22 protein-coding genes and 1 pseudogene are annotated in these 22,877 nt (G+C 72.3%); 3 read left to right on the top strand and 20 right to left on the bottom strand.

Features of this window, described 5'->3' with window-relative positions:
* Nucleotides 1-76: 76 nt before the first annotated feature.
* Nucleotides 77-922 (top strand): siderophore-interacting protein, encoded by an 846-nt coding sequence (locus tag ACWDNY_RS02510; protein ID WP_451643850.1) that lies wholly within the window; start codon nt 77-79, stop codon nt 920-922.
* A 691-nt stretch (nt 923-1,613) separates the two neighbouring features.
* Nucleotides 1,614-2,564 (top strand): RluA family pseudouridine synthase, encoded by a 951-nt coding sequence (locus tag ACWDNY_RS02505; protein ID WP_451643849.1) that lies wholly within the window; start codon nt 1,614-1,616, stop codon nt 2,562-2,564.
* Here the strand turns inward: ACWDNY_RS02505 and ACWDNY_RS02500 are convergent.
* The 16 genes from ACWDNY_RS02500 to ACWDNY_RS02425 form a co-directional block, all read right to left on the bottom strand.
* Nucleotides 2,558-4,117 (bottom strand): cytochrome P450, encoded by a 1,560-nt coding sequence (locus ACWDNY_RS02500; protein WP_451643848.1) that lies wholly within the window; start codon nt 4,115-4,117, stop codon nt 2,558-2,560. The two genes, ACWDNY_RS02505 and ACWDNY_RS02500, sit on opposite strands and share 7 nt — an antisense overlap.
* A 56-nt stretch (nt 4,118-4,173) precedes the next feature.
* Nucleotides 4,174-4,794, bottom strand: coding sequence for a GTP-binding protein (locus ACWDNY_RS02495; protein WP_451643847.1), 621 nt, complete (start codon nt 4,792-4,794; stop codon nt 4,174-4,176).
* On the bottom strand, nt 4,775-5,179 hold the full coding sequence (locus ACWDNY_RS02490) for a DUF742 domain-containing protein (protein ID WP_451643846.1): 405 nt from the start codon (nt 5,177-5,179) through the stop codon (nt 4,775-4,777). Before ACWDNY_RS02490 ends, ACWDNY_RS02495 begins: the two co-directional genes overlap by 20 nt.
* Entirely contained in the window at nt 5,176-5,583 is a 408-nt protein-coding gene (locus tag ACWDNY_RS02485; protein ID WP_451643845.1) for a roadblock/LC7 domain-containing protein, read from the bottom strand. The genes ACWDNY_RS02490 and ACWDNY_RS02485 overlap by 4 nt, the downstream gene beginning before the upstream one ends.
* Entirely contained in the window at nt 5,580-7,193 is a 1,614-nt protein-coding gene (locus ACWDNY_RS02480; RefSeq protein WP_451643844.1) for a sensor histidine kinase, read from the bottom strand. The genes ACWDNY_RS02485 and ACWDNY_RS02480 overlap by 4 nt, the downstream gene beginning before the upstream one ends.
* Nucleotides 7,194-7,632: 439 nt before the next feature.
* A complete protein-coding gene (locus ACWDNY_RS02475) occupies nt 7,633-10,485 on the bottom strand; it encodes a DEAD/DEAH box helicase (RefSeq protein WP_451643843.1) in 2,853 nt (950 codons plus the stop codon).
* Nucleotides 10,486-10,619: 134 nt separating this feature from the next.
* Nucleotides 10,620-11,570, bottom strand: a complete 951-nt coding sequence (gene tatC, locus ACWDNY_RS02470) for a twin-arginine translocase subunit TatC (RefSeq protein ID WP_451643842.1) — start codon at nt 11,568-11,570, stop codon at nt 10,620-10,622.
* Between the two features lie 47 nt (nt 11,571-11,617).
* Nucleotides 11,618-11,902: a Sec-independent protein translocase subunit TatA gene (tatA, locus tag ACWDNY_RS02465; protein WP_451643841.1), complete on the bottom strand. Its 285-nt coding sequence runs from the start codon at nt 11,900-11,902 to the stop codon at nt 11,618-11,620.
* 277 nt (nt 11,903-12,179) lie between these two features.
* Nucleotides 12,180-12,374: a hypothetical protein gene (locus ACWDNY_RS02460; protein ID WP_451643840.1), complete on the bottom strand. Its 195-nt coding sequence runs from the start codon at nt 12,372-12,374 to the stop codon at nt 12,180-12,182.
* Nucleotides 12,375-12,385: 11 nt separating this feature from the next.
* Complete coding sequence (locus ACWDNY_RS02455) at nt 12,386-12,679, bottom strand: hypothetical protein (protein WP_451643839.1); 294 nt, start codon at nt 12,677-12,679, stop codon at nt 12,386-12,388.
* The gene (locus ACWDNY_RS02450) at nt 12,676-13,776 is read right to left on the bottom strand and encodes a helix-turn-helix transcriptional regulator (protein WP_451643838.1); all 1,101 of its coding nucleotides are present in this window, start codon (nt 13,774-13,776) and stop codon (nt 12,676-12,678) included. Before ACWDNY_RS02450 ends, ACWDNY_RS02455 begins: the two co-directional genes overlap by 4 nt.
* A gap of 17 nt (nt 13,777-13,793) precedes the next feature.
* Nucleotides 13,794-14,747: a helix-turn-helix transcriptional regulator gene (locus ACWDNY_RS02445; protein WP_451643837.1), complete on the bottom strand. Its 954-nt coding sequence runs from the start codon at nt 14,745-14,747 to the stop codon at nt 13,794-13,796.
* A 184-nt stretch (nt 14,748-14,931) separates the two neighbouring features.
* Nucleotides 14,932-15,303 carry an FKBP-type peptidyl-prolyl cis-trans isomerase gene (locus ACWDNY_RS02440; protein WP_451643836.1) on the bottom strand — a complete coding sequence of 124 codons (372 nt, stop codon included), beginning with the start codon at nt 15,301-15,303 and terminating at the stop codon, nt 14,932-14,934.
* A gap of 97 nt (nt 15,304-15,400) precedes the next feature.
* Entirely contained in the window at nt 15,401-16,396 is a 996-nt protein-coding gene (locus ACWDNY_RS02435) for an FKBP-type peptidyl-prolyl cis-trans isomerase (protein WP_451643835.1), read from the bottom strand.
* Nucleotides 16,397-16,552: 156 nt separating this feature from the next.
* A complete protein-coding gene (pafA, locus tag ACWDNY_RS02430) occupies nt 16,553-17,914 on the bottom strand; it encodes a Pup--protein ligase (protein ID WP_451643834.1) in 1,362 nt (453 codons plus the stop codon).
* A gap of 9 nt (nt 17,915-17,923) precedes the next feature.
* Complete coding sequence (locus ACWDNY_RS02425) at nt 17,924-19,183, bottom strand: MFS transporter (protein ID WP_451643832.1); 1,260 nt, start codon at nt 19,181-19,183, stop codon at nt 17,924-17,926.
* A 120-nt stretch (nt 19,184-19,303) separates the two neighbouring features.
* On the opposite strand from ACWDNY_RS02425, the gene ACWDNY_RS02420 reads away from it, so the two are divergent.
* Nucleotides 19,304-20,320: a LacI family DNA-binding transcriptional regulator gene (locus ACWDNY_RS02420; protein ID WP_451643831.1), complete on the top strand. Its 1,017-nt coding sequence runs from the start codon at nt 19,304-19,306 to the stop codon at nt 20,318-20,320.
* Nucleotides 20,321-20,518: 198 nt separating this feature from the next.
* On the opposite strand, the gene prcA is transcribed toward ACWDNY_RS02420, so the two are convergent.
* The 4 genes and pseudogenes from prcA to ACWDNY_RS02400 all read right to left on the bottom strand — a co-directional run bounded on the left by prcA (nt 20,519) and on the right by ACWDNY_RS02400 (nt 22,714).
* Nucleotides 20,519-21,274, bottom strand: coding sequence for a proteasome subunit alpha (gene prcA / locus ACWDNY_RS02415; protein ID WP_451643830.1), 756 nt, complete (start codon nt 21,272-21,274; stop codon nt 20,519-20,521).
* A 60-nt stretch (nt 21,275-21,334) separates the two neighbouring features.
* Nucleotides 21,335-22,180 carry a proteasome subunit beta gene (gene prcB, locus ACWDNY_RS02410; RefSeq protein WP_451643829.1) on the bottom strand — a complete coding sequence of 282 codons (846 nt, stop codon included), beginning with the start codon at nt 22,178-22,180 and terminating at the stop codon, nt 21,335-21,337.
* Nucleotides 22,132-22,318: pseudogene (locus ACWDNY_RS02405) on the bottom strand (endonuclease domain-containing protein); the annotation flags it as partial. The pseudogene ACWDNY_RS02405 and the gene prcB, both read right to left, overlap by 49 nt.
* Before the next feature lie 177 nt (nt 22,319-22,495).
* Nucleotides 22,496-22,714, bottom strand: coding sequence for a ubiquitin-like protein Pup (locus ACWDNY_RS02400; RefSeq protein ID WP_451643828.1), 219 nt, complete (start codon nt 22,712-22,714; stop codon nt 22,496-22,498).
* Between the last annotated feature and the right edge of the window lie 163 nt (nt 22,715-22,877).

The raw sequence follows: 22,877 nt of genomic DNA, 5'->3' as shown, positions 1-22,877 counted from the left end.
GCGAGGTATTCATCCCGAGAAGGTGCTAACTTAGGTAACCCTAAGCAACCCTAAGCAAGGGAGCAGGGAGGCCGTCATGGCAGAACGCCCGGCGCGCAAGCCGCGGAAGGCCCACACCGCGCAGGTCGTCCGCACCGAGCGGCTCACCCCGCACATGCAGCGCGTCGTGCTCGGGGGCGACGGCCTGGCCGGCCTCACCGCCGACACATGCACGGACCACTACGTGAAGCTGCTGTTCCCGGCCGAGGGCGTCACCTACCCGGAGCCCTTCGACATGCAGCGCGTCCGCGAGGAGTTCCCGCGCGAGCAGTGGCCGGTGACCCGGACGTACACCGTGCGCGCCTGGGACCCGGAACGCCGTGAGCTGACGCTGGACTTCGTGATCCACGGCGACGAGGGCCTCGCCGGCCCGTGGGCCCTGCGCGCCAGGCCGGGCGAGACCGTCCGGTTCGTGGGCCCCGGCGGCGCCTACGCCCCGGACATGAGCGCCGACTGGCACCTGCTCGCCGGTGACGAGAGCGCCCTGCCCGCCATCGCCCGCGCCCTGGAGACGCTGCCCGAGGGCGCCCGCGCCCACGCCTTCGTCGAGGTCGCCGGCCCCCAGGAGGAGCAGAAGATCGACTCCGGCGTGGACGTCGTCTGGCTGCACCGCGGGCAGCGCCCCGTCGGTGAGGCACTGGTCGAGGCCGTGCGGGCGCTCACGTTCCCCGAGGGCCGGGTGCACGCGTTCGTCCACGGCGAGGCCGGCTTCGTGAAGGAGCTGCGCCGCCTGCTGCGCGTCGGGCACGCCGTCCCGCGCGAGGACCTGTCCGTCTCCGGCTACTGGCGGCTGGGCCACACCGAGGACGGCTGGCAGGCCACCAAGCGCGAGTGGAACGCGCGCATCGAACAGGAGCAGGAGGGCGCGGCACCGGCCGCCTGAGCGCCGGCCGCGCGGACGGCGCCGGGCCCGTCCGCGCCCCGAGCCGCGGCACGGACGTGCCCGCCGCCGGACCGCGGCACCCCGGCGGGGGCGGTCCCGGCGGCCCCTCCGCCACCGAGCAGGCCGCTGCAGGCTCGCCCGGCATGTTCGTCGACGCGTCCAGGACGCCCACCGGGCGAGGCCCGGCCCAGGGGACTCCCGCAGTCCGGGTACACCCGGCACGCGGGCTCCCGGCCGGCGGGATGGGGGCCGCGTGGCCGCCAAGTCCACGGGCACGGCCGGGGCCGCTCCGGACCAACCAGGCACCTGGGCGGCACCGTGCCGCAGCAGGCTTCTGGTACGAGGGCACGCCCGGTCGGCGGGATGGGGGCCGTGTGGCCGCCAAGTCCACGGGCACGGCCGGGGCCGCTCCGGACCAACCAGGCACCTGGGCGGCACCGTGCCGCAGCAGGCTTCTGGTACGAGGGCACGCCCGGTCGGCGAGCTGGCCACCGCGCGAGGCCCGGCCCACGGGAATTCCCGCAGCCCTGGTACACCCCGGCACGAGGGCTCCCGGCCGGGTGCCGGGTGCCGACGTCCAGGGGCCGGGCCGGGCCGGGGCGGCTGCGGTCCAGGTACCAGGCGGTACCGCGCCCCCGGGCGCACTCCGCGGCTCTCCCCCGCCTCGCGGCAGCGCCTACGCTGGGCGCCGATGAGACGCAGAACCCCCGCTCCGCCTTCCCCCCTGCCCCAGCGCCACGGGGTGGACCCCGTGCGTGTGCGGCTGCCCGCCGAGGGGTCGTGGGCCACCGTGCGCGAGCACCTGGTGGAGCGGCTGACCGGGGCGGGACCCGGGGTCGTCGAGGAGATGTTCGGCGCCGGGCGGATCGTCGGGGCCGACGGGCGGGCGGTGGCGCCGGACGCGGCGTACCGGCCCGGGATGTTCGTGTGGTTCCACCGGGAGCTGCCCGCCGAGGTGCCGGTGCCGTTCCCGCTGCAGGTCGTCCACCGGGACGAGCACGTCGTCGTAGTGGACAAGCCGCACTTCCTCGCCACCACCCCCCGCGGCTCGCACGTCGCCGAGACCGCGCTGGCGCGGCTGCGGCGGGAGCTGGGTGTCCCGACGCTCACGGCCGCGCACCGCCTGGACCGGCTCACCGCCGGGCTGGTGCTGTTCACGGTGCGGCCCGGGGAACGCGGGGCGTACCAGACACTGTTCCGCGACCGGCGGGTGCACAAGGAGTACGAGGCCGTCGCACCCCACGAGCCCGGTCTGGCCCTGCCGCGGACGGTGCGCAGCCGGATCGTGAAGGAGCGCGGAGTGCTCGCCGCCCGCGAGGTCGCGGGCGAACCGAACGCGGTCACCCGCGTCGAACGGGCCGAGCACCGCGCGGACGGGCTCGCCCGGTACCGGCTGGTGCCCCGCACCGGGCAGACCCACCAGCTGCGCGTGCACATGAACGCGCTCGGTGTGCCGATCCTCGGCGACCCGCTGTATCCGGTGGTGACCGGCCCCGCGCCCGCCGCCGACTTCCGGCGGCCGCTGCAACTGCTGGCGCGGGTGCTGGAGTTCACCGACCCGATCACGGGGGCGGAGCACCGGTTCACCAGTCGGCGGACGCTCCTGGCCTGGTCCTCCTACCCGCGGTGGGCCGGTCAGTGACCACGCCACCAGCGCAGGAGGCGCCGCAGGACGCCCCCGGAGGCGGCGGAAGCCGTCCCCGTCGGACGCGCCGGCGTTCCGGGAACGGCCGCGGCGGCCTGCTCCCGCGCCGCTGCCGGTGACTCGGCGGCGGAACCCCCTGCCGGCCGCTCACCGACGGACGCCGGTGACGGCCGCTCCGGGACGGACGCCGGCGTGGAAGGGCCGATGCCCACCTGCCAGTCGGTGCGCTGCTGCGGGACCCGGGGACGGGCCGGATCCGCCGTCACCTCCCGCGGGCTCGTCGGTGTGAACCGCACCGGGAGCTCCACCAGGTGGCGTGAGGCGATCGACTGCGTCCAGCGCAGCTCCTCCTCGTCGCAGTCGAGTTGGATGTCGGGCAGCCGCATCAGCAGCGCGTCCACGCCGACGTCGGCGATCGCGCGGCCGATGTCCTGGCCGGGGCACTCGTGCGGACCGCCGCCGAACGCGAGGTGGGAGCGGTTGCCCTGCATGCCGGCCGACAGGTCGGGGCGGACCCGCGGGTCGACGTTGCCCGGCGCGATGCCGAACAGCAGCCCGTCGCCCCTGCGGATGCGCTGACCGCCCAGCTCCGTCTCCTGCTTGGCGAAGTAGCCCAAGACGGTACTGAACGGCGGCTCGTCCCACAGGGACTGCTCGACCGCCTCCGGCACCGTCATCTGCCCGCCGTTGAGCTGCGCGCGGAAGCCCGGCTCGGTGAGCACCCGCCGCAGCACGTTGGCCAGGAGGTTGGCGGTGGCCTCGTAGGCGGCGATGAGCACCACCCGCAGGTGCTGACCGATCTCCTCGTCGGTCAGGCCGGCCGGGTCCACCACGAGCCGGCTGGCGAAGTCCTCCTGGGGCCGGGTGCGCCGGCGGGCGGTGAGCCGTGTCAGGCAGCCCATGACGTACTCGTTGCTGGCGATCGCGGTCTCGGTGCCCTTGAGCATGTCGCGGGCCGCCTGCACGATGCGGTCGCCGTCGCCGTACTCCTCGGGCATGCCGAGGATCTCGCACATCACTGCCATCGGCAGGTGCTCGGCGAACTGGGCGACGAGGTCGGCGCGGCCCTCCTCGCAGAACCGGTTGACCAGGCGCTGGGTGTGGCGGCCGATGTGCCGGCGCATGTTGCGGTGGTCGATGGCCTCCATGGCAGCGGTGACCGCGCCGCGCAGCCGTTTGTGCTCGTCGCCCTCGGCGTGGGAGCAGACGGGCTGCCAGGCGATGTGCGGCATGAGCGGGTGGTCGGGCTTGACCATGCCGTCCCTGAGCGGTGACCAGATACGGCTGTCCCGGGTGTACCGGGAGGGCGTACGCACCATGTGCAGGTTCTCGGCGTGGCCGAGGACCAACCACATCGGCACGTCGTCGTGGAGCAGTACGGGCGCCACCGGGCCGTGCTGCTCCCGGAGCCTCTCGTACAGCGCCGCGAGGTCCTCCGCCTCGTACAGCCGTTGCAGTCCTCCCGGCCCGACGGCGTGCGCGGGGCAGCCGGGGGGAGGACCGGCCGGCGGGTCGTCCGGACCGGTCGGGAAGTGGGGTTCCAACGTCACAGTGATCGCTTTCGGGACGGGAGTGGATGCGTGGGGTGGGGCCGGGCGGCCCGGGGTCAGGTGAGCGATCCGGTCATGGCGAGGGAGTGCAGGAAGCGCATCAGCGTCATCAGCACGTCCCGGCTGGAGGCCCGGCGGCGGGCGTCGCACTCGACGATCGGGATCTCCTCGGGCAGGTCGAGTGCCGCGCGGAGTTCCCGGAGGGGGTGACGGGGCCCGTCGGGGAAGGAGTTGACGGCGACCACGAAGGGCACGCCGCGCTCCTCCAGGCGCCCCATGACGTCGAAGCTGACCTCCAGCCGGCGGGTGTCGACCAGCACGACCGCGCCGAGCGCCCCCTCGAACAGGCCGTTCCACAGGAACCAGAAGCGCTCCTGGCCGGGTGTGCCGAAGAGGTAGAGCACCAGCTGGTCGGTGATGCTGATGCGGCCGAAGTCCATCGCCACGGTGGTGGCGGTCTTCGAGTCGGAGCCGTAGTCGTCGTCGACCCCGATGCCGGCCTGCGTCATGGTCTCCTCGGTGGTCAGCGGCCTGATCTCGCTCACCGAACCGACCATGGTGGTCTTGCCGACCCCGAACCCGCCGACGATCACGATCTTGACCGCGGCCTGGGCCGTGTGCGGCAGGTGGTCCTCGCTCCGCGGACCGGGGAGGGTGTCAGAGCCTTTGGAGTCCATGCATCACCGCTTCGAGGAGGGAACGGTCGGGAACCGCCTGGCGGACGATCGGGGCGCGCGCCTGCACCAGTTCCGCCGTGAGCAACTCGGTGATCAGGACGGTCATCGCGCTGAACGGCAGGTTCAGGTAGGCCGACAGCTCGGCCACCGACAGGGGCGAGGCGCACAGCCGGAGCACCGCCGTCTGCTCCGGCGAGGCGGACGGGGGCGGGTCGGCGCGCGCCACGACCAGCGTCACCAGGTCGAGGGCGGCGCGGGCGCCGTCCCCGGTGCCTCCGGCCACCACGTACAGCCGTTCGGGGTTCTTCTCCTCGCCCTGCCCGGCGGGTTCCGGCGGGGGGTCCTGCCGGGAGGGCGAGCGCCTCTGGCGTTGCGGAGGAGTCATACGGTCTGCCCGTTCCGCCGCGGCGGACTGGTGAGATGGGCGCCGATGCGGACCACCAGGTCGCGCATCCGATTGCTCATCAGTCCGGGTTCGGCCACGATGTCGGACAGCACCGCGAGGTAGGCGTTGGCGCCGGCGGACATCAGGTAGAAGTAGCCGCCCTGGATCTCGATGACGACCATCTTCATCCGGCCGTCGCTGTCCGGGATCTCGTGGGCGACGGCGCTCGCCAGGCTCTGCAGTCCGGCACAGGCCGCGGCGACCCGGTCGGCGGCGTCCGGGTCGCCGCCGTAGCGGGCGATGCGCAGTCCGTCGGCCGACAGGACCACGATCATCTCGATGCCCGGTACGCCGTCGTGGAGCTCCTTGAGCATCCAGTCGAAGTTCGCTCGCTGCTGGATCACTTGAGGTCCCCCTCGTCGTCGGCGTGGTGACGGGCCGGCTCGTCGATCAGGTGGGTGAACGCCGCCGGGTCCTGCGTGAACGCGGTCGGGTCCGCGTCGGTGTTGCCGTCCTTGAGTCCGTTCCAGAAGGCCTCGACCCACAGGCCGGGCTCGGGCTCCTTCTCCCGCGGGGCGGGTTCGGGCTCCGGCGTGGACCAGAGGGGTCCGTTCTCCCGCTCCTCGCGCTCGGCGGCCGACTGCTCGGCGATGCGCCGGCTGAGCGGGATCTTCACCCGGCTCCGTCGCTGCGGCAGGCCGCCCGGTGTCCACTCGGTGACCTCGGGGACGTCGTCCTCCATGGACACGGAGGCGGGGATGCGGGGAGTGGTGGGCCGGCGCCGCTTGGGTGCGCGCTTGGGGCCCTCCAGGCCGCCGAGGTCGAGCTTGGGCACGGCGGTGACGCCGATGCCGTGCGCGAGACCGGGCGCGGGCTCCGTCGTCATCATGTCGCTGGGGACGACGAGGACGGCGCGGACACCGCCGTAGGCGGAGGCCCGCAGGGAGACCTGCATGTTGTACGCCGAGCAGAGCCGTCCCACCACGGCCAGTCCAAGACGGGGGTTCTCGCCGAGGTCCTGCAGGTCGAGTCCGGCCTGGGCGCGCTCGAGCATCCTCTCGACCCGGGCGCGGGCCTCCTCGCTGAGGCTGACGCCGCCGTCCTCGATCTCGATGGCCACCCCGGTCTGCACCTCGACGGCGGTGACGTGCACCTTCGTCTGTGGCGGCGAGTAGCGGGTGGCGTTGTCGAGGAGTTCGGCGGCGGCGTGGATGACGGGCTCGACGTGGGTGCCCTTGATGTTGACCTTGGCGATGGAGTGCAGCTCGATGCGGCGGTACTCCAGGATCCGGGACATGGCGCCGCGCAGCACGCTGTAGAGGGTGACCGGGTTCGGCCACTGGCGGCCGGGCCGGCCGCCGCCGAGGACGGAGATGGAGTCGGCCAGGCGCCCGATCAGCGCGGTGCCGTGGTCGATGCGCAGCAGGTCGTCGAAGACCTCGGGGCTGCGGCCGTGGTCCTCCTCCATCTCCCGCAGTTCCTTGGCCTGCTGGTGAACGATCGCTTGGACGCGCCGGGCGATGCTGACGAAGGAGCGCTGGGTGGAGTCGCGCAGGGACTCCTCCTGGTCGACGATCTTCAGCATCGCCCGCACCACCGAGCGCTGCGACTCCGGGATGTGCCGCCACTCGGGGTCGTCGTCGATGACCTCGATCATCACCTCCCGGGGTGTCCGGCCGGCGCGCAGCCGCTCCAGGGCGGTGGGGACGATCTGCGACCCGAGCCGGATCATCTCCCCCTCCTGGGCGGCGATCCGCCGCTCCAGATACGCGGTGTGACGGGCGTGCTCGGCCCGCTGGCTCTGGATGGTGCGGCCGCGGCGCGCCGCTTCGGCCGCCGTGACGAGCACGAGCAGCGTGGCCACGGCGCCGCAGCAGCCGACGGCGAGCCGGGCCGCGGCGGGCACCAGGGCGACGGCGGCCCCGGTCGCCGCCGCCATCACCATGGCGGGCAGCAACAGCACGCGTGCGGAGGGAAGTTCACGGCCATCGGGGGCCGGTTGGGCACTCACCATGTAAGCCCTCTGAGACGACTCGGTCGGGTTTGGGGGACGAAAGCAGGGGGGTATGTCATGGGACTGTCTGGGATGTCGGCGACTTTTGGGAACAAGCGCACGAATACGCCTCAACTCGGTGCGCCGCGGGCGAGCTTAGTCCGACCGGGTTATCGCCGTGTCATATCCGGCAAGCACCTGCAGCGGCCGCCGCGACAGGAGTACCCTCGGCTGCATTTGCACGCACTGATTCCATTCGAACACACAGGGTAACTAGGCACGGGCGTGCGAAACTCACTCACCGTGAGGGGTGAAGGGGGTTTCCGTACGTGTCCGCGGGCCGTCACCCGGGGCGTTGACAGCACGATGCCCCACACCCGTGACGGGCGTGGGGCATCGGCGGCTGTACTCGGTCCGGAGGGGGTCGCCCGGATCCTGCCGGGAGCCCGGGGTCCGGCCCCTAGCCCACCGAGGAGTAGGCCACCACTCCGCGCAGCAGGCCGTCGACCGCCTTGCGCGCGTTCTTCGCGACCGTCGAGTCCTCCACCGGAGCGGCCGCCGCGATCTGGCCGAGGACGTCGATGACCTGCTTGCACCAGCGCACGAAGTCACCGGCCGGCATCTCCGCCTCGCGCAGCACCTCGTCCAGACCCTTGCCGGAGGCCCACATGTACGCGGACCAGGCGAACCCGAGGTCCGGCTCGCGCTGGCCGACGCCCTCGGTCTGACTGATGCGGAACTCCTCCTCCAGGGCGTCCAGGCGGCCCCAGATCCGCACCATCTCACCGAGCGCGGCCTTCGCCCTGCCCGAGGGCAGCCTGGGCGCCACGGCGTCGTCGGCGGCCCGCGCCTCGTACACCAACGCCGAGACGCACGCGGCGAGTTCGGCCGGGGCGAGACCCTCCCAGACCCGCTCGCGCAGGCATTCGCTGGCGAGCAGGTCCAGTTCGCCGTACAACCGCGCCAGCCGCTTGCCGTGCTCGGTGACCTCGTTGCCGCGCAGGTAGTCCAGCTCGGTCAGCAGCGCCACGATGCGGTCGAAGGTGCGGGCGATGGTGTTCGTCCGGCCCTCGATGCGGTGCTCCAGGTGCCGGGTGTCGCGCAGCAGCCGGTGGTAGCGCTCGGCCCAGCGGGCGTGGTCCTCACGGTCGTTGCAGCCGTGGCAGGGGTGGGCGCGCAGTGCGGTGCGCAGCCGGGCGATCTCCCGGTCGTCGGCGGCCTCGGACCGGCGCTTGCGGTGCCGCTCGGGCGGGATGTGCCCCGCCTTGGTGCGCAGCGCGGAGGCGAGGTCCCGGCGGGACTGCGGCGAGCGCGGATTGAAGGACTTGGGGATCCGCATCCGCTCCAGCGACTCGACGGGTACCGGGAAGTCCACCGCCGCCAGTCGCTTGACCTGCCGCTCGGCGGTCAGCACCAGCGGACGCGGGCCGTCGAGGTGGTCGAAGCCGCGGTGGCCGTTGCTCCGGCCGGCGGGCAGGCCCGGGTCCAGCACCAGCGCCAGGCCCGCGTACTTGCCCGTGGGGACCTGGATCACGTCGCCGGGCTTGAGCCTCTCCAGCGCCACGGCGGCCTCGGCACGCCGCTGGGCGGCGCCCTGCCGGGCCAGCTCGGTCTCGCGGTCCTTCAGCTCCCGGCGCAGCCGCGCGTACTCCTCGAAGTCGCCGAGGTGGCAGGTCATCGAGGCCTTGTAGCCCTCCAGGCCCTCCTCGTTGCGCTGCACCTGCCGGGAGATCCCGACGACCGACTTGTCGGCCTGGAACTGCGCGAAGGACGTCTCCAGCAGCTCGCGCGAGCGGTGCCGGCCGAACTGCTCGACCAGGTTGACCGCCATGTTGTACGACGGCTTGAAGCTGGACCGCAGCGGATAGGTGCGCGTGCCGGCGAGGCCCGCCAGGTGATCGGGGTTCATGCCGCGCTGCCACAGCACCACCGCGTGACCCTCGACATCGATGCCACGACGGCCCGCGCGGCCCGTGAGCTGCGTGTACTCGCCGGGGGTGATGTCGGCGTGCTGCTCGCCGTTCCACTTGACGAGCTTCTCCAGCACCACCGACCGGGCGGGCATGTTGATGCCCAGCGCGAGGGTCTCGGTGGCGAAGACCGCCTTCACCAGACCACGCACGAACAGCTCCTCCACGACCTCCTTGAAGGTCGGCAGCATGCCGGCGTGGTGGGCGGCGATGCCGCGTTCCAGGCCCTCCAGCCACTCGTAGTAGCCGAGGACGTGCAGGTCCTCCCGCGGAATGGACGCCGTGCGCTCCTCGACGAGGGCGCGCACCCGCTGCCGTGCGTCCTCGTCGTTGAGCCGCAGGCCCGCGTACAGGCACTGCTGGACGGCGGCCTCGCACCCGGCGCGGCTGAAGATGAAGGTGATCGCGGGCAGCAGGCCCTCGGCGTCGAGGCGCTCGATGACCTCGGGACGTCCGGGCGTCCACACCCGCGAGCGCTGGCGGCGCTCCCGCTCGCGGTCGGCCTCGCGCATGGCCCGGCCGCGCCGGCGGTCCGGATACGAGGGCCGGCTGGCCTCCATGCGCGCCAGGCGCGCCAGGTCGGGGTTGACGGCCCTCTTGTGGCCCTCGCCCTCCTCGAACAGGTCGTACATGCGCCGGCCGGCGAGCACGTGCTGGAACAGCGGCACGGGCCGGTGCTCAGAGACGATCACCTGGGTGTCGCCGCGGACGGTGTCGAGCCAGTCGCCGAACTCCTCGGCGTTCGAAACGGTCGCCGACAGGGAGACCAGCGTCACCGACTCGGGCAGGTGGATGATCACTTCCTCCCAGACGGCGCCGCGGAAGCGGTCGGAGAGGTAGTGCACCTCGTCCATGACCACGTACCCGAGGCCCAGCAGGGTCTGGGAACCGGCGTAGAGCATGTTCCGCAGCACCTCGGTGGTCATCACGACCACGGGGGCGTCGGGGTTGACGCTGTTGTCACCGGTGAGGAGACCGACCTTGCCGGTGCCGTAGCGGCGGCACAGGTCGGCGTACTTCTGGTTCGACAGCGCCTTGATGGGTGTCGTGTAGAAGCACTTCTTGCCCTGCTGGAGGGCCAGGTGGACGGCGAACTCGCCCACGATCGTCTTGCCCGAACCGGTGGGCGCCGCGACCAGCACGCCCTTGCCCGCCTCGAGTGCCCTGCACGCCTCGATCTGGAAGGGGTCGAGGCCGAAGTCGTACATCTCGCGGAAGCCCGCGAGCGCGGTGGCCTGCTCGACAGCGCGCCTGCGTGCTGCCGCGTACCGCTCGGCCGGTGAGAGGTCCTCTGTCATCGTACTTTCGAGCGTACCGGCCCGCGCCGACAACAGGACGATCATTGTCGGGATCATGCCCGCGGCCTCGGCGGGGGCGGCGGGCCGCGCACCACCCGCCCCGCTTCGTCCGCACCGGCCGGGCGCGGCGGGGTGCCGTGCCGGGCGTCGCGGACCCGGGCCGAGCCCGACGGGTACCCCTACGTCACGTCGTCGTACCCGGTCACCCGGTCACGGGCCGGGCCGCTCTGCTCCGGCACGGCGGACGGCACCGGCACCGCCTCCACCTCACCGATGTCCTCGGGCGTCAGGTCGAGCTCGGACGCCTCGTCGTCACCGGGACCCTCCGCCTCGCGCCGGCGCCTGCGCCTGTCGTTCGTCACCGCGAAGCCGGTGGCCAGGAAGTACAGCAGGACGATCGGCGCGGCCAGCGACAGCATCGAGATCGGGTCGACCGTGGGCGTGGCGAAGGCCGCGAAGAGCGTGACACCCATGATCATTCCGCGCCACCAGCCGAGCATCCGCCGCCCGGTGACCAGCCCGGTGAGGTTCAGCATCACCAGCAGCAGCGGCAGCTCGAAGGAGAGGCCGAAGACGATCACCATGCGGGTCACGAGGTCGAGCAGGTCGTCCAGCGGCAGCAGGTTGACCGCGCCCTCGGGCGTGAAGTCGATCAGGACGCTGGCCGCCGCGGGAAGCACGTGGTACGAGAAGTACGCACCCGCGACGAACAGCGGGAAGCCGGCCCCGACGAAGGCCAGCGAGTACCGCTTCTCGTGCTTGTGCAGGCCGGGCGCGACGAAGGCCCACAGCTGGTACAGCCAGACCGGGCTCGCGATGACGACACCGGCCGTGAGCGCGACCTTGATCATCAGCGTGAACGGGCCGAGGAGGCCCTCCACGGTGATGTTGCCGCAGGCTCCCTCGCTCTGCTTCGCCAGCTCCGTGAACGACTTGGAGCACCCCACCGCGTGCTGGACCGGCTCCGTGAGGAAGTCGATGATCCCCCGGTAGTAGACGGCGGCGACGGTCGCGCCGATCACAATGGCCAGGACGGACTTCCCGAGCCGGTTGCGCAGCTCACGAAGGTGCTCCGCGAGGGGCATCCGCCCTTCGGGATCCTTTTCCTTCTTGCGGGCAGGCTTGAGCAACCCACGTCCTCATCTCGTGCGGCAGGCCGGAGGGGTCCGGCCGTGCGTCAGCGCTTGCTGGTGTCCGTCGGCTCGCTGACCGGTCGCGAGCTCGTCACGTCACCGGGCGCGGCCTGGATGGTGCGCTGCGCGGGGGGCTCCTCACCGGTGTGCGGCGGGTCGGCCGGGGCGGAGGACCTGCCCTCGTCCTTCATCGCCTTGGCCTCGCTCTTGAGGATGCGCGCGGACTTGCCCAGCGAGCGTGCCATGTCCGGAAGCTTCTTCGCGCCGAACAGCAGGATGATGACGACGAGGATGAGAATGATCTCGGGGGCTCCGAGCCTTCCGAACATAAGTCTTTACCTTCTCACCGAGGCGGCTGGGTGGGTGCTGTCCGACCGGCCGGACGCCTGCCCGATCGATCGTTCTCGACAGCGATCGTAACGCTCAGGGGTGAACGCGAGGCAATCCCCGTGCGTACGCCCGTCCACGGCCCGGGCCTCGTCTCCGGGCCGCGCCCAGCAGCGTACCTGCCCGAAGCGGCCGGATGACAGGGCGAAGCGGCGCGGCCGCGGGGCCCCGCGCGGAACCTGTGCGGCGCTGCGGGGCGCCCGTACGGGCGGGCGGTCCTCACAGCGTCTCCGCCGCCCGGGCCGTGGCGGCCGTCGCACGCTCCAGGTCCTCGGCGGCCCGGTCGATACGGCGCGCGGACTCCGAGACCTGCGCCCCCAGCCGCCTCGCCTCGACGAAGACCCGGACGGCGAGCACGCCGAGGACGGCGAGACCCAGGAAACCCGCGGCTACCGCGAACATCGGCCAGAACATGACTCAAGACCCTAGACGGTGGAGTGCAGGCGGAGCGTCCTGACCCCGCCACCGGTGAGCAGCTCGACGATCCGCTCGCCGGCGGGCTTGCGGACCGAGGCGCCGCAGCCGGGGCAGGTGAACGAGTAGAACGTGGTGCGGCTGGAGCCGCCGATGGCCAGGCGCAGCGCGCTCGCCGCGAGTTCGAAGCGGCCCCGGCAGTCGGGACAGCCCGCCCGGAAGACCACGGGGGCCACACCGCGCATGCCGGAGAAGGCGGATGCCACCGACATGCCCCGCACCTCGGACGCCGCCGACTCGCTCAAAGCCTCTGCTCCTGCCTGTCGTACACCCCGTCCTGGTCCGGCCGCGCTCGCCCGGCGCTCCGCTGCGGTCCGGGCGCGCCCCCCGCGCCCCGGCCCGGGCCGGGTTCCTGCCGCTCCAGGCCGTCGTACGCCGCCAGCGCCTCGCGTGCCGCCTGCCGGGCGCTGTCGGCCAGCTCCGGCGGCGAGACGATCCGGCCGTCGCGCCCGAGCCGGAGCGCCAGGCGTCTGAGCGAGGCCGGGTCGGGGGTGCGCAGAGTGATACGCAGACCGCCGCCGGGCAGCTCGTCGGCGCTGTCGTGCGGGTAGTACTCGGCGACCCAGCGGCCGCCGGGAGCGACCTCGACGACGACCTCCGGGTCCTCCGCGGCGGGCTGCACGAGTGCCTCCGAGAGGTCCCGCAGCTCGATCTCCGGCGGCGCGGACGGCTCGTCGAGGATCCTGATCTCGGCGACCCGGTCCAGGCGGAAGGTGCGGCGCGCCTCGGAGCGGCGGCACCACGCCTCCACGTACGTGTGGCCGACGCTGACCAGGCGGATGGGGTCGATCTCGCGCTCGGTGACCTCGTCCCGGGCGGGCGAGTAGTAGCGGATCCACAGCCGGCGGCGCTCGGAGATGGCCCGGTCGACGTCCGCGAAGACGCCGCCCTCGGACTCGAAGGTCACCGACAGCCGGGAGCTCGCCCCGGCCGCCTCGCCGGCCGCGGCCTCCACCTTGGCCGTGGCCCGCAGCAGAGCCTGGCGGTCGCTCTCCCGGAGCCCGGGCAGGGTGGCGACGGCGCGGGCGGCCACCAGCAGGGCGGTCGCCTCGTCGGCGGCCAGCCGCAGCGGCTCGGCCGCCTCCGCCCCGAGGGCGGCGGGGTTGTGCCACCAGATGCGCTCGCCGTCGGTGTCGATGTCCAGCAGGTCGCCGCCGCGGAAGCTGGTGCCGCACATGGGCAGCACGTCCAGGTCCGAGACCAGCTCGTCCTCGCTGATGCCGAAGGCGCGCGCGACGTCCTCGACCCGGGCGCCGGGACGCTCCCTGAGGTAGGTCACCAGGGACAGCATCCGCCGGGTCTGGTCGATGGCGTTCGCGGGCCTGGCCGGTTTTCCTGCCACGGTGTCGCTCGTTCCCCTCAGCCCTTGGCCACGGCACGCAGCCGGTCCACCACGTCGGCCCGCAGCTCGGCGGGCTCCAGGACCACCACGTCCGGACCGAACTCCACCAGCCAGGCGTCCAGCCCGTGCCCGTACGGAATCTCCAACTCCTCCCACCCGTCACCGAGTTCCCGTACGGCGGTGGCCCTCGCCCGAAGGGGGTACCCCGCGCCCGGGCGCAGCCGGATGCGCGCCGAGCGGTCGGCCGTCTCGCCGGCCCAGCTCGCCACGGTCTCGCGGACGGTGACGACGTCGGGCACCGGGGCGGTGAAGCCGCCGCCGCGGCTGCGCACCTTCCCCGTGATCCGGGACAGCCGGAAGACCCGCTCGGCGCCCCGGTCGCGGTCGAAACCGGCCAGGTACCAGTGGCCGCGCCAGCACTCCAGGGCCCACGGTTCGACGTGCCGGGTGCCGGGTTCGGCGGCGTTGGCCTTGCGGTAGTCGAAGACGACGGGACGACGGTCGCGGCAGGCGAGCATCAGCGGCTCGAAGGCGGCCTCGTGCACCGGGATGCGGGGCTCGAGGGCGCTGTGGGTCCCGTAGGGGTCGACGTCCTCGGGCAGCCCGGCCGCGCGCAGCTTCTGCAGGGCGCCGCTGGCCGCGCCGGCCAGGCGGGCCTGCTGCCAGACCTTGGCGGCGAGCCCGAGGGCGGCGGCCTCCTCGGCGTCGAGGGTGATCGGGGGCAGGCGGTTGCTGTCGCGGCGCGCCAGGTACCCGACCTCGCCGTCGAGGTTCTCGACGGTCTCGATGACGAGCCCGAGTTCGCGCAGGTCGTCCTTGTCGCGCTCGAACATGCGGTTGAAGGAGTCGTCGGAGCCGGCTTCGATGTAGGCCTCGAGGGACTCGCGCAGCTCGCGCTTGCTGAGCGGCCGCCGCGTCCCCAGCAGACACAGCGCCAGGTTCATCAGCCGCTCGGCCTTGGCAATGGCCATCGACGCCCTTCGCCTTCTCCCATGTGCTTCCGACCGATGACCGTACCGCTCCGCGGTGCGGTGACCAAAGCCGAGGGCCCATGCCCGGCAGGCATGGGCCCGAGGTGATCGAATCCGGTCGGGTCCCGCACTCGCCCGGGCGGCGACCGGGCCGCGACCGGATCCTTCGATCAGCCTACGACGATCAGACCGCGACCAGGTCGCAGACGAAGATCAGCGTCTCGCCCGGCTTGATCCGGGCCCCGGCGCCGCGGTCGCCGTAGGCCAGGTGCGCGGGGATCGTCAGCTGGCGGCGGCCGCCCACCTTCATGCCCTGCACGCCGCGGTCCCAGCCGGGGATGACCTGGCCGACGCCCAGCTGGAAGCGCAGCGGCGTGCCCCGGTTCCAGGACGCGTCGAACTCCTCGCCGGTGGAGAAGGCGACGCCGACGTAGTGGACGGAGACGGTGTCGCCGGCCTTGGCCTCCGGGCCGTCGCCCTCCCAGATGTCCTTGATCTCGAGGTCCGCCGGGGGCTCGCCGCCCGGGAAGTCGATCTCGGGCTTGTCGATGCTCACGTCTTACGCTCCTGCTTCTCTACGACAAGGCAACGCCGACAGTCTCGCATCCCGGCCGGGATCGTGCCCGCGCCCGGGCGGGCGCGCCGCTGGGGTGTCACATCTTCGCCAGGAGGTCCACGGTGAAGACGAGGGTGGCGCCCTTGGGGATACCGCTGTTCGGGGGCGGGTTGTCGCCGTAGCCGAGGGCCGGCGGGATGACGATCAGGACGCGGCTGCCGACCTTCTTGCCGGTCAGGCCCTGGGACCAGCCCTTGACGACCTGCTGCAGGGAGAACGACGTCAGGGCACCCCGCGAGTAGGTGGAGTCGAACTCCTTGCCGGTCTCCCACACCAGGCCCTTGTACTGGACGAGCACCGTGTTGTCCGCGGCGACCTGCTCGCCGTTGCCCTCGATGACGTACTTCGCGACGAGCTTCCTGGGGGGAGCCTTGTGGGGGACCTCGACGGACGGGGCCTTGCCGTCGGTGTTCGTGCCCACCTTGGGCAGGGAGGCGTCGTTCTGCGGGACGACCTTGCCCTTGGCCGAGCTCTTGGCGTTGAAGGTGTCCAGCACGTCCACGACGAAGACCAGCGTGTCGGTGCCCTTGATGCCCGCCTGCGCGTTGCCCTGCGCGCCGTATCCCCAGGCCGGCGGCACCGAGAACTCGACGCGGCTGCCGGCCTTCCGGCCGGTGAGGGCGTACCGCCAGCCGTCGATGATCTGACCCTGGGCGAGCTGGATGAGCAGGGGCGTCCTGCGGTCGTAGGAGTTGTCGAAGACCTTGCCCGTGTCCCAGATCTGCCCCAGGTAGTGCGCCCGGAGGTAGTCGTTCTCCGCCACGGTGCGGCCGCCGCCTGCGATGACCGTCCTGACGGCGAGGTCCTTCGACGGGGCGCCGCTGCCCTTGGCGACGGTCGGCTTCTCCCCGAACTTCACGCCCGCCGTGATCGCCGGCAGCGGACCCGAGACGATTTTGGGCGACGGCGCGGCCGACGGGGCCGAGGGCGACGCGCTCTCGCCGGTGCTGTCCGAGCCGGGCTTGTCGTTGCCGCACGCGGCCAGCGTGACCAGTCCCGCGGGCACGGTGAGGAGAAGTGAGCGTCGACGCACGGTGGGGGCCTCGTAATCGGTCGATCTTGTTGATGGCGTGCGCGCAACTCTACGGCGTGAGAAGGGCGCCGTACGCGAAACGTACGGCGCCCGTGTGGCGTTGCCACGTCACCGCCGCGCGGGGGAACGCGCCGGCGGCGGGTGACCGCCCTCCTCTCACATCCCCGCGATCAGCTTCTCCACCCTGTCGTCCACGGAACGGAACGGGTCCTTGCACAACACCGTGCGCTGGGCCTGGTCGTTGAGCTTGAGGTGGACCCAGTCGACGGTGAAGTCCCGCCGCTGCTCCTGGGCCCGCCGGATGAAGTCGCCGCGCAGCCGCGCCCTGGTGGTCTGCGGCGGCACCGACTTGCCCTCGAAGATCTTCAAGTCATTGCAGACCCGGGCGGCTTGGCCCTTCTTCTCCAGCAGGTAGTACAGGCCGCGACGGCGGTGGATGTCGTGGTAGGCGAGGTCTATCTGGGCGACCCGCGGGTGCGACATCGTCATGTTGTGCTTGGCCCGGTAGCGCTCGATGAGCTTGTACTTCATGACCCAGTCGATCTCGGTGCCGATCCGGTCCAGGTCCTCGGTCTCGATCGCCTCGAGCGTGCGGCCCCACAGCTCCAGCACCCGCGCGACGGTGCCGGTGCGGATGCCCCGGCGGTCGCAGAAGTCCACGGCCTTCTCGTAGTACTCGCGCTGCACCTCCAGCGCGGAGGCCTCCCGCCCGCTCGCCAGGCGCACCTTGCGGCGGCCGGTGATGTCGTGGCTGACCTCGCGGATCGCCCGGATCGGGTTCTCCAGGGTGAGGTCGCGCATCACCGTGCCGGCCTCGATCATGCGCAGCACCAGGTCGGTGGCACCGACCTTCAGCAGCGTCGTCGTCTCGGACATGTTCGAATCACCCACGATGACGTGCAGCCGGCGGTAGCGCTCGGCGTCGGCGTGGGGTTCGTCGCGCGTGTTGATGATGGGCCGCGAGCGGGTCGTCGCCGAGGAGACGCCCTCCCAGATGTGCTCGGCCCGCTGGCTGACGCAGTACACGGCCCCGCGCGGCGTCTGCAGGACCTTGCCCGCCCCGCACAGCAGCTGGCGGGTGACGAGGAACGGGATGAGGATGTCCGCGAGTCGCGAGAACTCCCCGTGCCGCGCCACCAGATAGTTCTCGTGGCAGCCGTAGGAGTTGCCGGCCGAGTCGGTGTTGTTCTTGAAGAGGTAGACGTCGCCCGCGATTCCCTCCTCGTGCAGGCGTCGTTCCGCGTCCACCAGGAGTCCTTCGAGAATGCGCTCGCCGGCCTTGTCGTGGGTGACCAGTTCGATCACGTCGTCACATTCCGGTGTCGCGTATTCCGGATGTGACCCCACGTCGAGATAGAGCCGGGCGCCGTTTCGCAGAAAGACATTGCTGCTGCGGCCCCATGACACGACACGGCGGAAGAGGTACCGCGCCACCTCGTCAGGCGACAGGCGGCGCTGTCCCCTGAACGTGCACGTGACGCCGTACTCGTTCTCCAGCCCGAAAATGCGGCGGTCCATGAGTGAACATTACGCCCGATCCCCCGAGCTGAAACGGGGTTCGGCGGCACGATTTGGATCATTTTCCGATGAAGCCGCAACGACCTCCCGCCCGGGGGGAACGATGAGCGCTCCGCCGGTGACCGCGAGGACCAGCGACGACACGGCCCCCGCGGCACCCGGCAGCACGAAACCCCACAGCGCGCCACCCGACTGGACGACCGGCCCCGCCACGCCCGTACCCACGGAGGAACCCACCGTGAAGGTGGTCACCAGCCAGGAGAACGCCTCGGTGACCGTGCCGCGCGGCGCGTGCCGGTCGACGATGACGAACGCGCAGGCGATGGCGGGGGCGAGAAAGACTCCGGCCAGCGCGGTGAGCAGCACCATGGCCACCGCGCCCGGCATCAGCGTCAGCGGCAGGTAACACACCGCCAGAAGGGCCACCAGCACACGCAGTCGCCGCTCGGGCGCGCCCGTCCACTGCCGCGCGCCGTAGACCGTGCCGCCCACCAGGGCCCCCAGGCCGAGGGCGGCCATGAGCCAGCCGTACACCGCGTCCCCGCCGTGGCCGTCCGCGTACGGCACGGCGGCGACCGTGATGGAGCCGAGCGCCATGCCGACGAAGAGGAACGCGCCGAGCAGGGCCAGCAGCCCGGGCGAGCGCAGCGCGCCGAGCCAGTGGGCCTCGCGCGGTGCCGAGCGCCAGGCCCGGGAGGGCGGCGAGAGCACGACGGAGAGCGCCCCGAGCACCCCGGCGACGGCCAGCACGATCAGCGCCACCCGGGCCGACCACAGGGACACGCACAGGGTCACCAGCAGCGGGCCGGCCGTGAACATGACCTCCTGCGCCACGGCGTCCATGGCGTACGCCGTGTGCACCTGGTCCCTCCTGCGCAGCACGGACGGCCACAACGCCCGCAGGCCGCCCTCCAGGGGCGGGGTGAACAGTCCGGAGGCCGCCACGGCGGCCCAGGCCGGCGCGGCCGGCTCGATCCCGGTCACGGCGAAGACGGTGGTCGCCAGGGCGGCCAGGACGGCGGCGGGCAGCTGTACGCGCGGCTGTCCGTACAGGTCCACGAGACGGCCCAGCACGGGCTGCCCGACCGCGTTGGCGACCCCGTACACGGCCGCCAGCGCCCCGGCCAGGCTGTAGGTGCCGCCCTCCGCGCGGACGAACAGCACGACGGCGATCGCGGCGGTCGCGTTGGGCAGCCGTCCCACCAGGGTGCCGGCCAGCAGCCGCGCGGCGTGCCTCGCCCTGAGGATCTCCAGATAGCCCGCGGCCATCGCCCGCCCTTCCGTCGGCTCGCCCGAGGTACCCCGCCTCCTCAGGTTTTACGTATAACGTGCGTCGTCATACGTACCATGTGCGCTGTTCACGCGTCCAGACGAAGGAGCAGGCCCGCGGTGGCACCAGCCAGCACGCGCCCCACCAGCCGTGACGTCGCCCAGGCCGCCGGCGTCTCGCAGGCCGCCGTCTCCCTCGTGCTCGCCGGGAAATGGCGCGGACGGGTGGCCGAGACCACGGCAGCGCGGGTGAGGCAGGCCGCCCGGGACCTCGGGTACCGGCCCAACCTCGCCGCCCGCAACCTGCGCCTCGGCCGCACCCGGACGGTCCTCCTCGTCGTCCCCGCCCTCACCACCGAGTTCTTCGCCGGCGTCTACACCGGCGCCGCCCGCGTCGCCGCCGAGCACGGATTCGGCGTCGTGCTCTACCCCTCCCCCGAAGGCATCGGCCCCGCCCGCAGCCCCTTCGGCTCCGCCCAGGCCGCCCTCGACGGTGTCCTCGCCTCCTCCATGGCCGCCGACGCCCTCACCGCCATCCGCGGCGACCAGCTGCCCCTGGTCATGCTCGACAGCGATCCGGCGGGCAGCCTCGGCGCCGCCACCGTCAACCTCGACATCGCCGACGGGATGCGCCAGGTCGCCGGCCACCTGCTCGGCCTCGGCCACCGCCGCTTCCTCCACCTGGCAGCCGACGTGGCCTCCTGGACGTTCGAGGTGCGGGCGCGCGAACTGGCGGCCCGGCTCCGCGCGGTGCCGGGGACCTCTCTGCGCACCGCCCGCGCGCCCCTGTCCTTCGAGGACGCCCGGGCGGCCGTCGAGGCCGCGTTCGGCGCCGCCGGCCCCCGCCCCACCGCACTGGTCTGCGACGACGACAAACTCGCGGCCGGCGCCTACAAGGCCCTGCGCCGGCTGGGCCTGCGGGTCCCCGACGACGTCTCCGTCACCGGCCTGGACGACCTCGCGCTCGCCACGGCGATCGACCCGGAGCTCACGACCGTACGCCTGGACGCCGAACTGTTCGGGGAACGGGGCATGGGCGCCCTGCTGGCCGTGCTGGAGGGCCGCTCCCCCGAGGACGGGGACATTCCGGTGCGCCTGGTGGTGCGGGGCTCCACGGCCCCTCCCGCCGCCCCCTGAGGCCCCTGTGCGCCCCGACCCGGCTCACAGCCACGAGGCGCGAGTCCCGGCACACGGCCACCGCCCGCGGACACCGGCCCGAACACCGGGCCCGGGAGCCGGTCCGGGCGCGAGGCCCGGGACGCGACCGCCCGGAACGCGCCGGATGCCCCGGCCGAGACGTCGGCCGGGGCATCCGGGACAGGGACGAGGGCGGGATCACTCGTCCTCGGAGCTCTGCTCCTCGGCGGCGCTCTCCGCCTCCGTCGCGGCGCCGCCGGCCTCCAGCAGACGCGCCAGCTGACGGCCGACGATGCGCTTGAACTTGCGCTTCTGCGGCCGCGTACGGTCCAGCACCGCCACCTCCAGGCGCTCCGCGGGGATCTCCCGCTCGCTGCCGTTGGTGTCACGGGACAGGGCCTGCACGGCCAGCTTAAGCGCCTCCGCCAGCGACATGCCGTCACGGTGGCGCTGGTCGAGGAAGCCGCTGATCTGCTCGGCGTTGCCGCCGACCGCGACCGAGCCGTGCTCGTCCACGATCGACCCGTCGTGCGGCAGCCGGTAGATCTGGTCGCCCTCGGGCGTCACCCCCACCTCCGCCACGACCAGCTCCACCTCGTACGGCTTCTCGGCCGCGCTGGAGAAGATCGTGCCCAGCGTCTGGGCGTAGACGTTGGCGAGCCCGCGGGCGGTCACGTCGTCGCGGTCGTAGGTGTAACCGCGCAGGTCGGCGTAGCGCACGCCGCCGATCCGCAGGTTCTCGTACTCGTTGTACTTGCCGGCGGCCGCGAAGGCGATCCGGTCGTAGATCTCACTGAACTTGTGCAGCGCGCGGGACGGATTCTCGCCGACGAACACGATGCCGTCGGCGTACTGCAGCACGACCAGGCTGCGACCGCGGGCGATGCCCTTGCGGGCGTACTCCGCCCGGTCGGCCATCGCCTGCTGAGGGGAAACGTAGAACGGCGTCGACACCGGTTATCCGTCCCTTTCTGTCGAAGTCACACGATCACCTTGGAAAAAGCCGCGTCCGCCTCAGAGCACCGAGGCCTTGGGGCCGTCGGGCTGCACCAGGCGGCGCTCCAGCACCGCGCGGGCGATCTCGGACGACTCGTCCTCGGTGAGCCGGCGGAAACCGTCCTCGGTGATCACGGTGACGATCGGATAGATCCGGCGGGCGACATCGGGACCACCGGTCGCCGAGTCGTCGTCTGCCGCGTCGTACAGGGCCTGGAACACCAGTGTCGTGGCCTCGGCCTCGGTCAGGTCGTCACGGAAGAGCTTCTTCATGGCCCCGCGCGCGAAGATCGAGCCGGAGCCCGTGGCCGCGTAGCCGCGCTCCTCGGAGCGGCCGCCCGTGACGTCGTAGGAGAAGATGCGGCCCTGCTCGCGGTCCACGTCGTAACCGGCGAAGAGCGGGACCACGGCCAGACCCTGCATGGCCATGCCGAGGTTGGAGCGGATCATGGTGGACAGGCGGTTCGCCTTGCCCTCGAGGGAGAGCTGGGCCCCCTCGACCTTCTCGAAGTGCTCCAGCTCCAGCTGGAACAGCTTGACCATCTCGACGGCCAGGCCGGCCGTACCGGCGATGCCCACCGCCGAGTACTCGTCCGCCGGGAAGACCTTCTCGATGTCCCGCTGCGCGATGACGTTGCCCATGGTGGCCCGGCGGTCACCGGCCAGCACGACGCCCCCCGGGAACGTCACGGCGACGATGGTCGTGCCGTGCGGCGCCTCGACCACACCCTGGGTGGGAGGCAGCTGCCGGTTGCCGGGCAGCAGCTCGGGCTGGTGCTCGGCGAGGAAGTCCATGAAGGACGACGACCCGGGCGTCAGGAAGGCAGCTGGTAGACGCCCGGTGCTACGAGTGTTGGCTTCCACGCGTTTCCTTCCGGATAGTCGGCAGCTCGGTACGCAGCTGCGGGATCGTCCCTCAACAGGCCGAGGCCGGACTTGCAAGTTGAAGCACAGTACGTCACGGACCCTACCCGCGTTGCGGCAGTGATCCACATCGGCTGCGGAAGGCTTCCGGCGCAGCGCGCGCGACCCCCGGCGGGGACGGTGGGCAGGTGCCCGTGAAGGCCGCGCACGGGGGGTCTCGCCGCACCGCGCGCAGCCTTCACATGTACCCGGCCCCGCCCACCGACCTACCCCCACCCGCCGTGCGACCCCAAGGCCGGACGGCTCACCGAGCCGTCACTCGCCGCCCTTCTGCACGAAGGACCGCACGAAGTCCTCGGCGTTCTCCTCGAGCACGTCGTCGATCTCGTCGAGGACGGAGTCCACGTCGTCGTTCAGCTTCTCGTGACGCTCCTTGAGGTCGTCCGAGCCCTGCGCCTCCTGCGCCTGCTCCTCGACCTCCTCCGTGGATCGCGTGGCCTTCTGCTGCCCGCCGCCGGTGTCCTTCGTTGCCATAACCCTCACCCCGCTCAGTTCGCCCGACAGGTCGGCCTTTCGGCCGATCGGTGATGATCAGACCCTACAAGCCGGGTCCGACATCGGCCCTGCAGTTTCTCCAACGTACGAGGGCCACCTCGATGATTCCCGGACCCCGGGGTTTCCACCCCGGGCGGCCCGC

It is taken from the genome of Streptomyces sp. NPDC003697 (assembly GCF_053587115.1).
The sequence above is the reverse complement of the archived record's forward strand: the minus strand, read 5'-3'. Positions and strand labels throughout refer to the sequence as shown.

Excerpts from the sequence above, each read along its gene's own strand:
- ACWDNY_RS02510 (WP_451643850.1), top strand. The coding sequence starts at position 77 with ATGGCAGAACGCCCGGCGCGCAAGCCGCGGAAGGCCCACACCGCGCAG.
- ACWDNY_RS02505 (WP_451643849.1), top strand. The coding sequence starts at position 1,614 with ATGAGACGCAGAACCCCCGCTCCGCCTTCCCCCCTGCCCCAGCGCCAC.
- ACWDNY_RS02495 (WP_451643847.1), bottom strand. The coding sequence starts at position 4,794 with ATGGACTCCAAAGGCTCTGACACCCTCCCCGGTCCGCGGAGCGAGGAC.
- ACWDNY_RS02490 (WP_451643846.1), bottom strand. The coding sequence starts at position 5,179 with ATGACTCCTCCGCAACGCCAGAGGCGCTCGCCCTCCCGGCAGGACCCC.
- ACWDNY_RS02480 (WP_451643844.1), bottom strand. The coding sequence starts at position 7,193 with ATGGTGAGTGCCCAACCGGCCCCCGATGGCCGTGAACTTCCCTCCGCA.
- ACWDNY_RS02475 (WP_451643843.1), bottom strand. The coding sequence starts at position 10,485 with ATGATCGTCCTGTTGTCGGCGCGGGCCGGTACGCTCGAAAGTACGATG.
- tatA (WP_451643841.1), bottom strand. The coding sequence starts at position 11,902 with ATGTTCGGAAGGCTCGGAGCCCCCGAGATCATTCTCATCCTCGTCGTC.
- ACWDNY_RS02460 (WP_451643840.1), bottom strand. The coding sequence starts at position 12,374 with ATGTTCTGGCCGATGTTCGCGGTAGCCGCGGGTTTCCTGGGTCTCGCC.
- ACWDNY_RS02445 (WP_451643837.1), bottom strand. The coding sequence starts at position 14,747 with ATGGCCATTGCCAAGGCCGAGCGGCTGATGAACCTGGCGCTGTGTCTG.
- pafA (WP_451643834.1), bottom strand. The coding sequence starts at position 17,914 with ATGGACCGCCGCATTTTCGGGCTGGAGAACGAGTACGGCGTCACGTGC.
- ACWDNY_RS02425 (WP_451643832.1), bottom strand. The coding sequence starts at position 19,183 with ATGGCCGCGGGCTATCTGGAGATCCTCAGGGCGAGGCACGCCGCGCGG.
- ACWDNY_RS02400 (WP_451643828.1), bottom strand. The coding sequence starts at position 22,714 with ATGGCAACGAAGGACACCGGCGGCGGGCAGCAGAAGGCCACGCGATCC.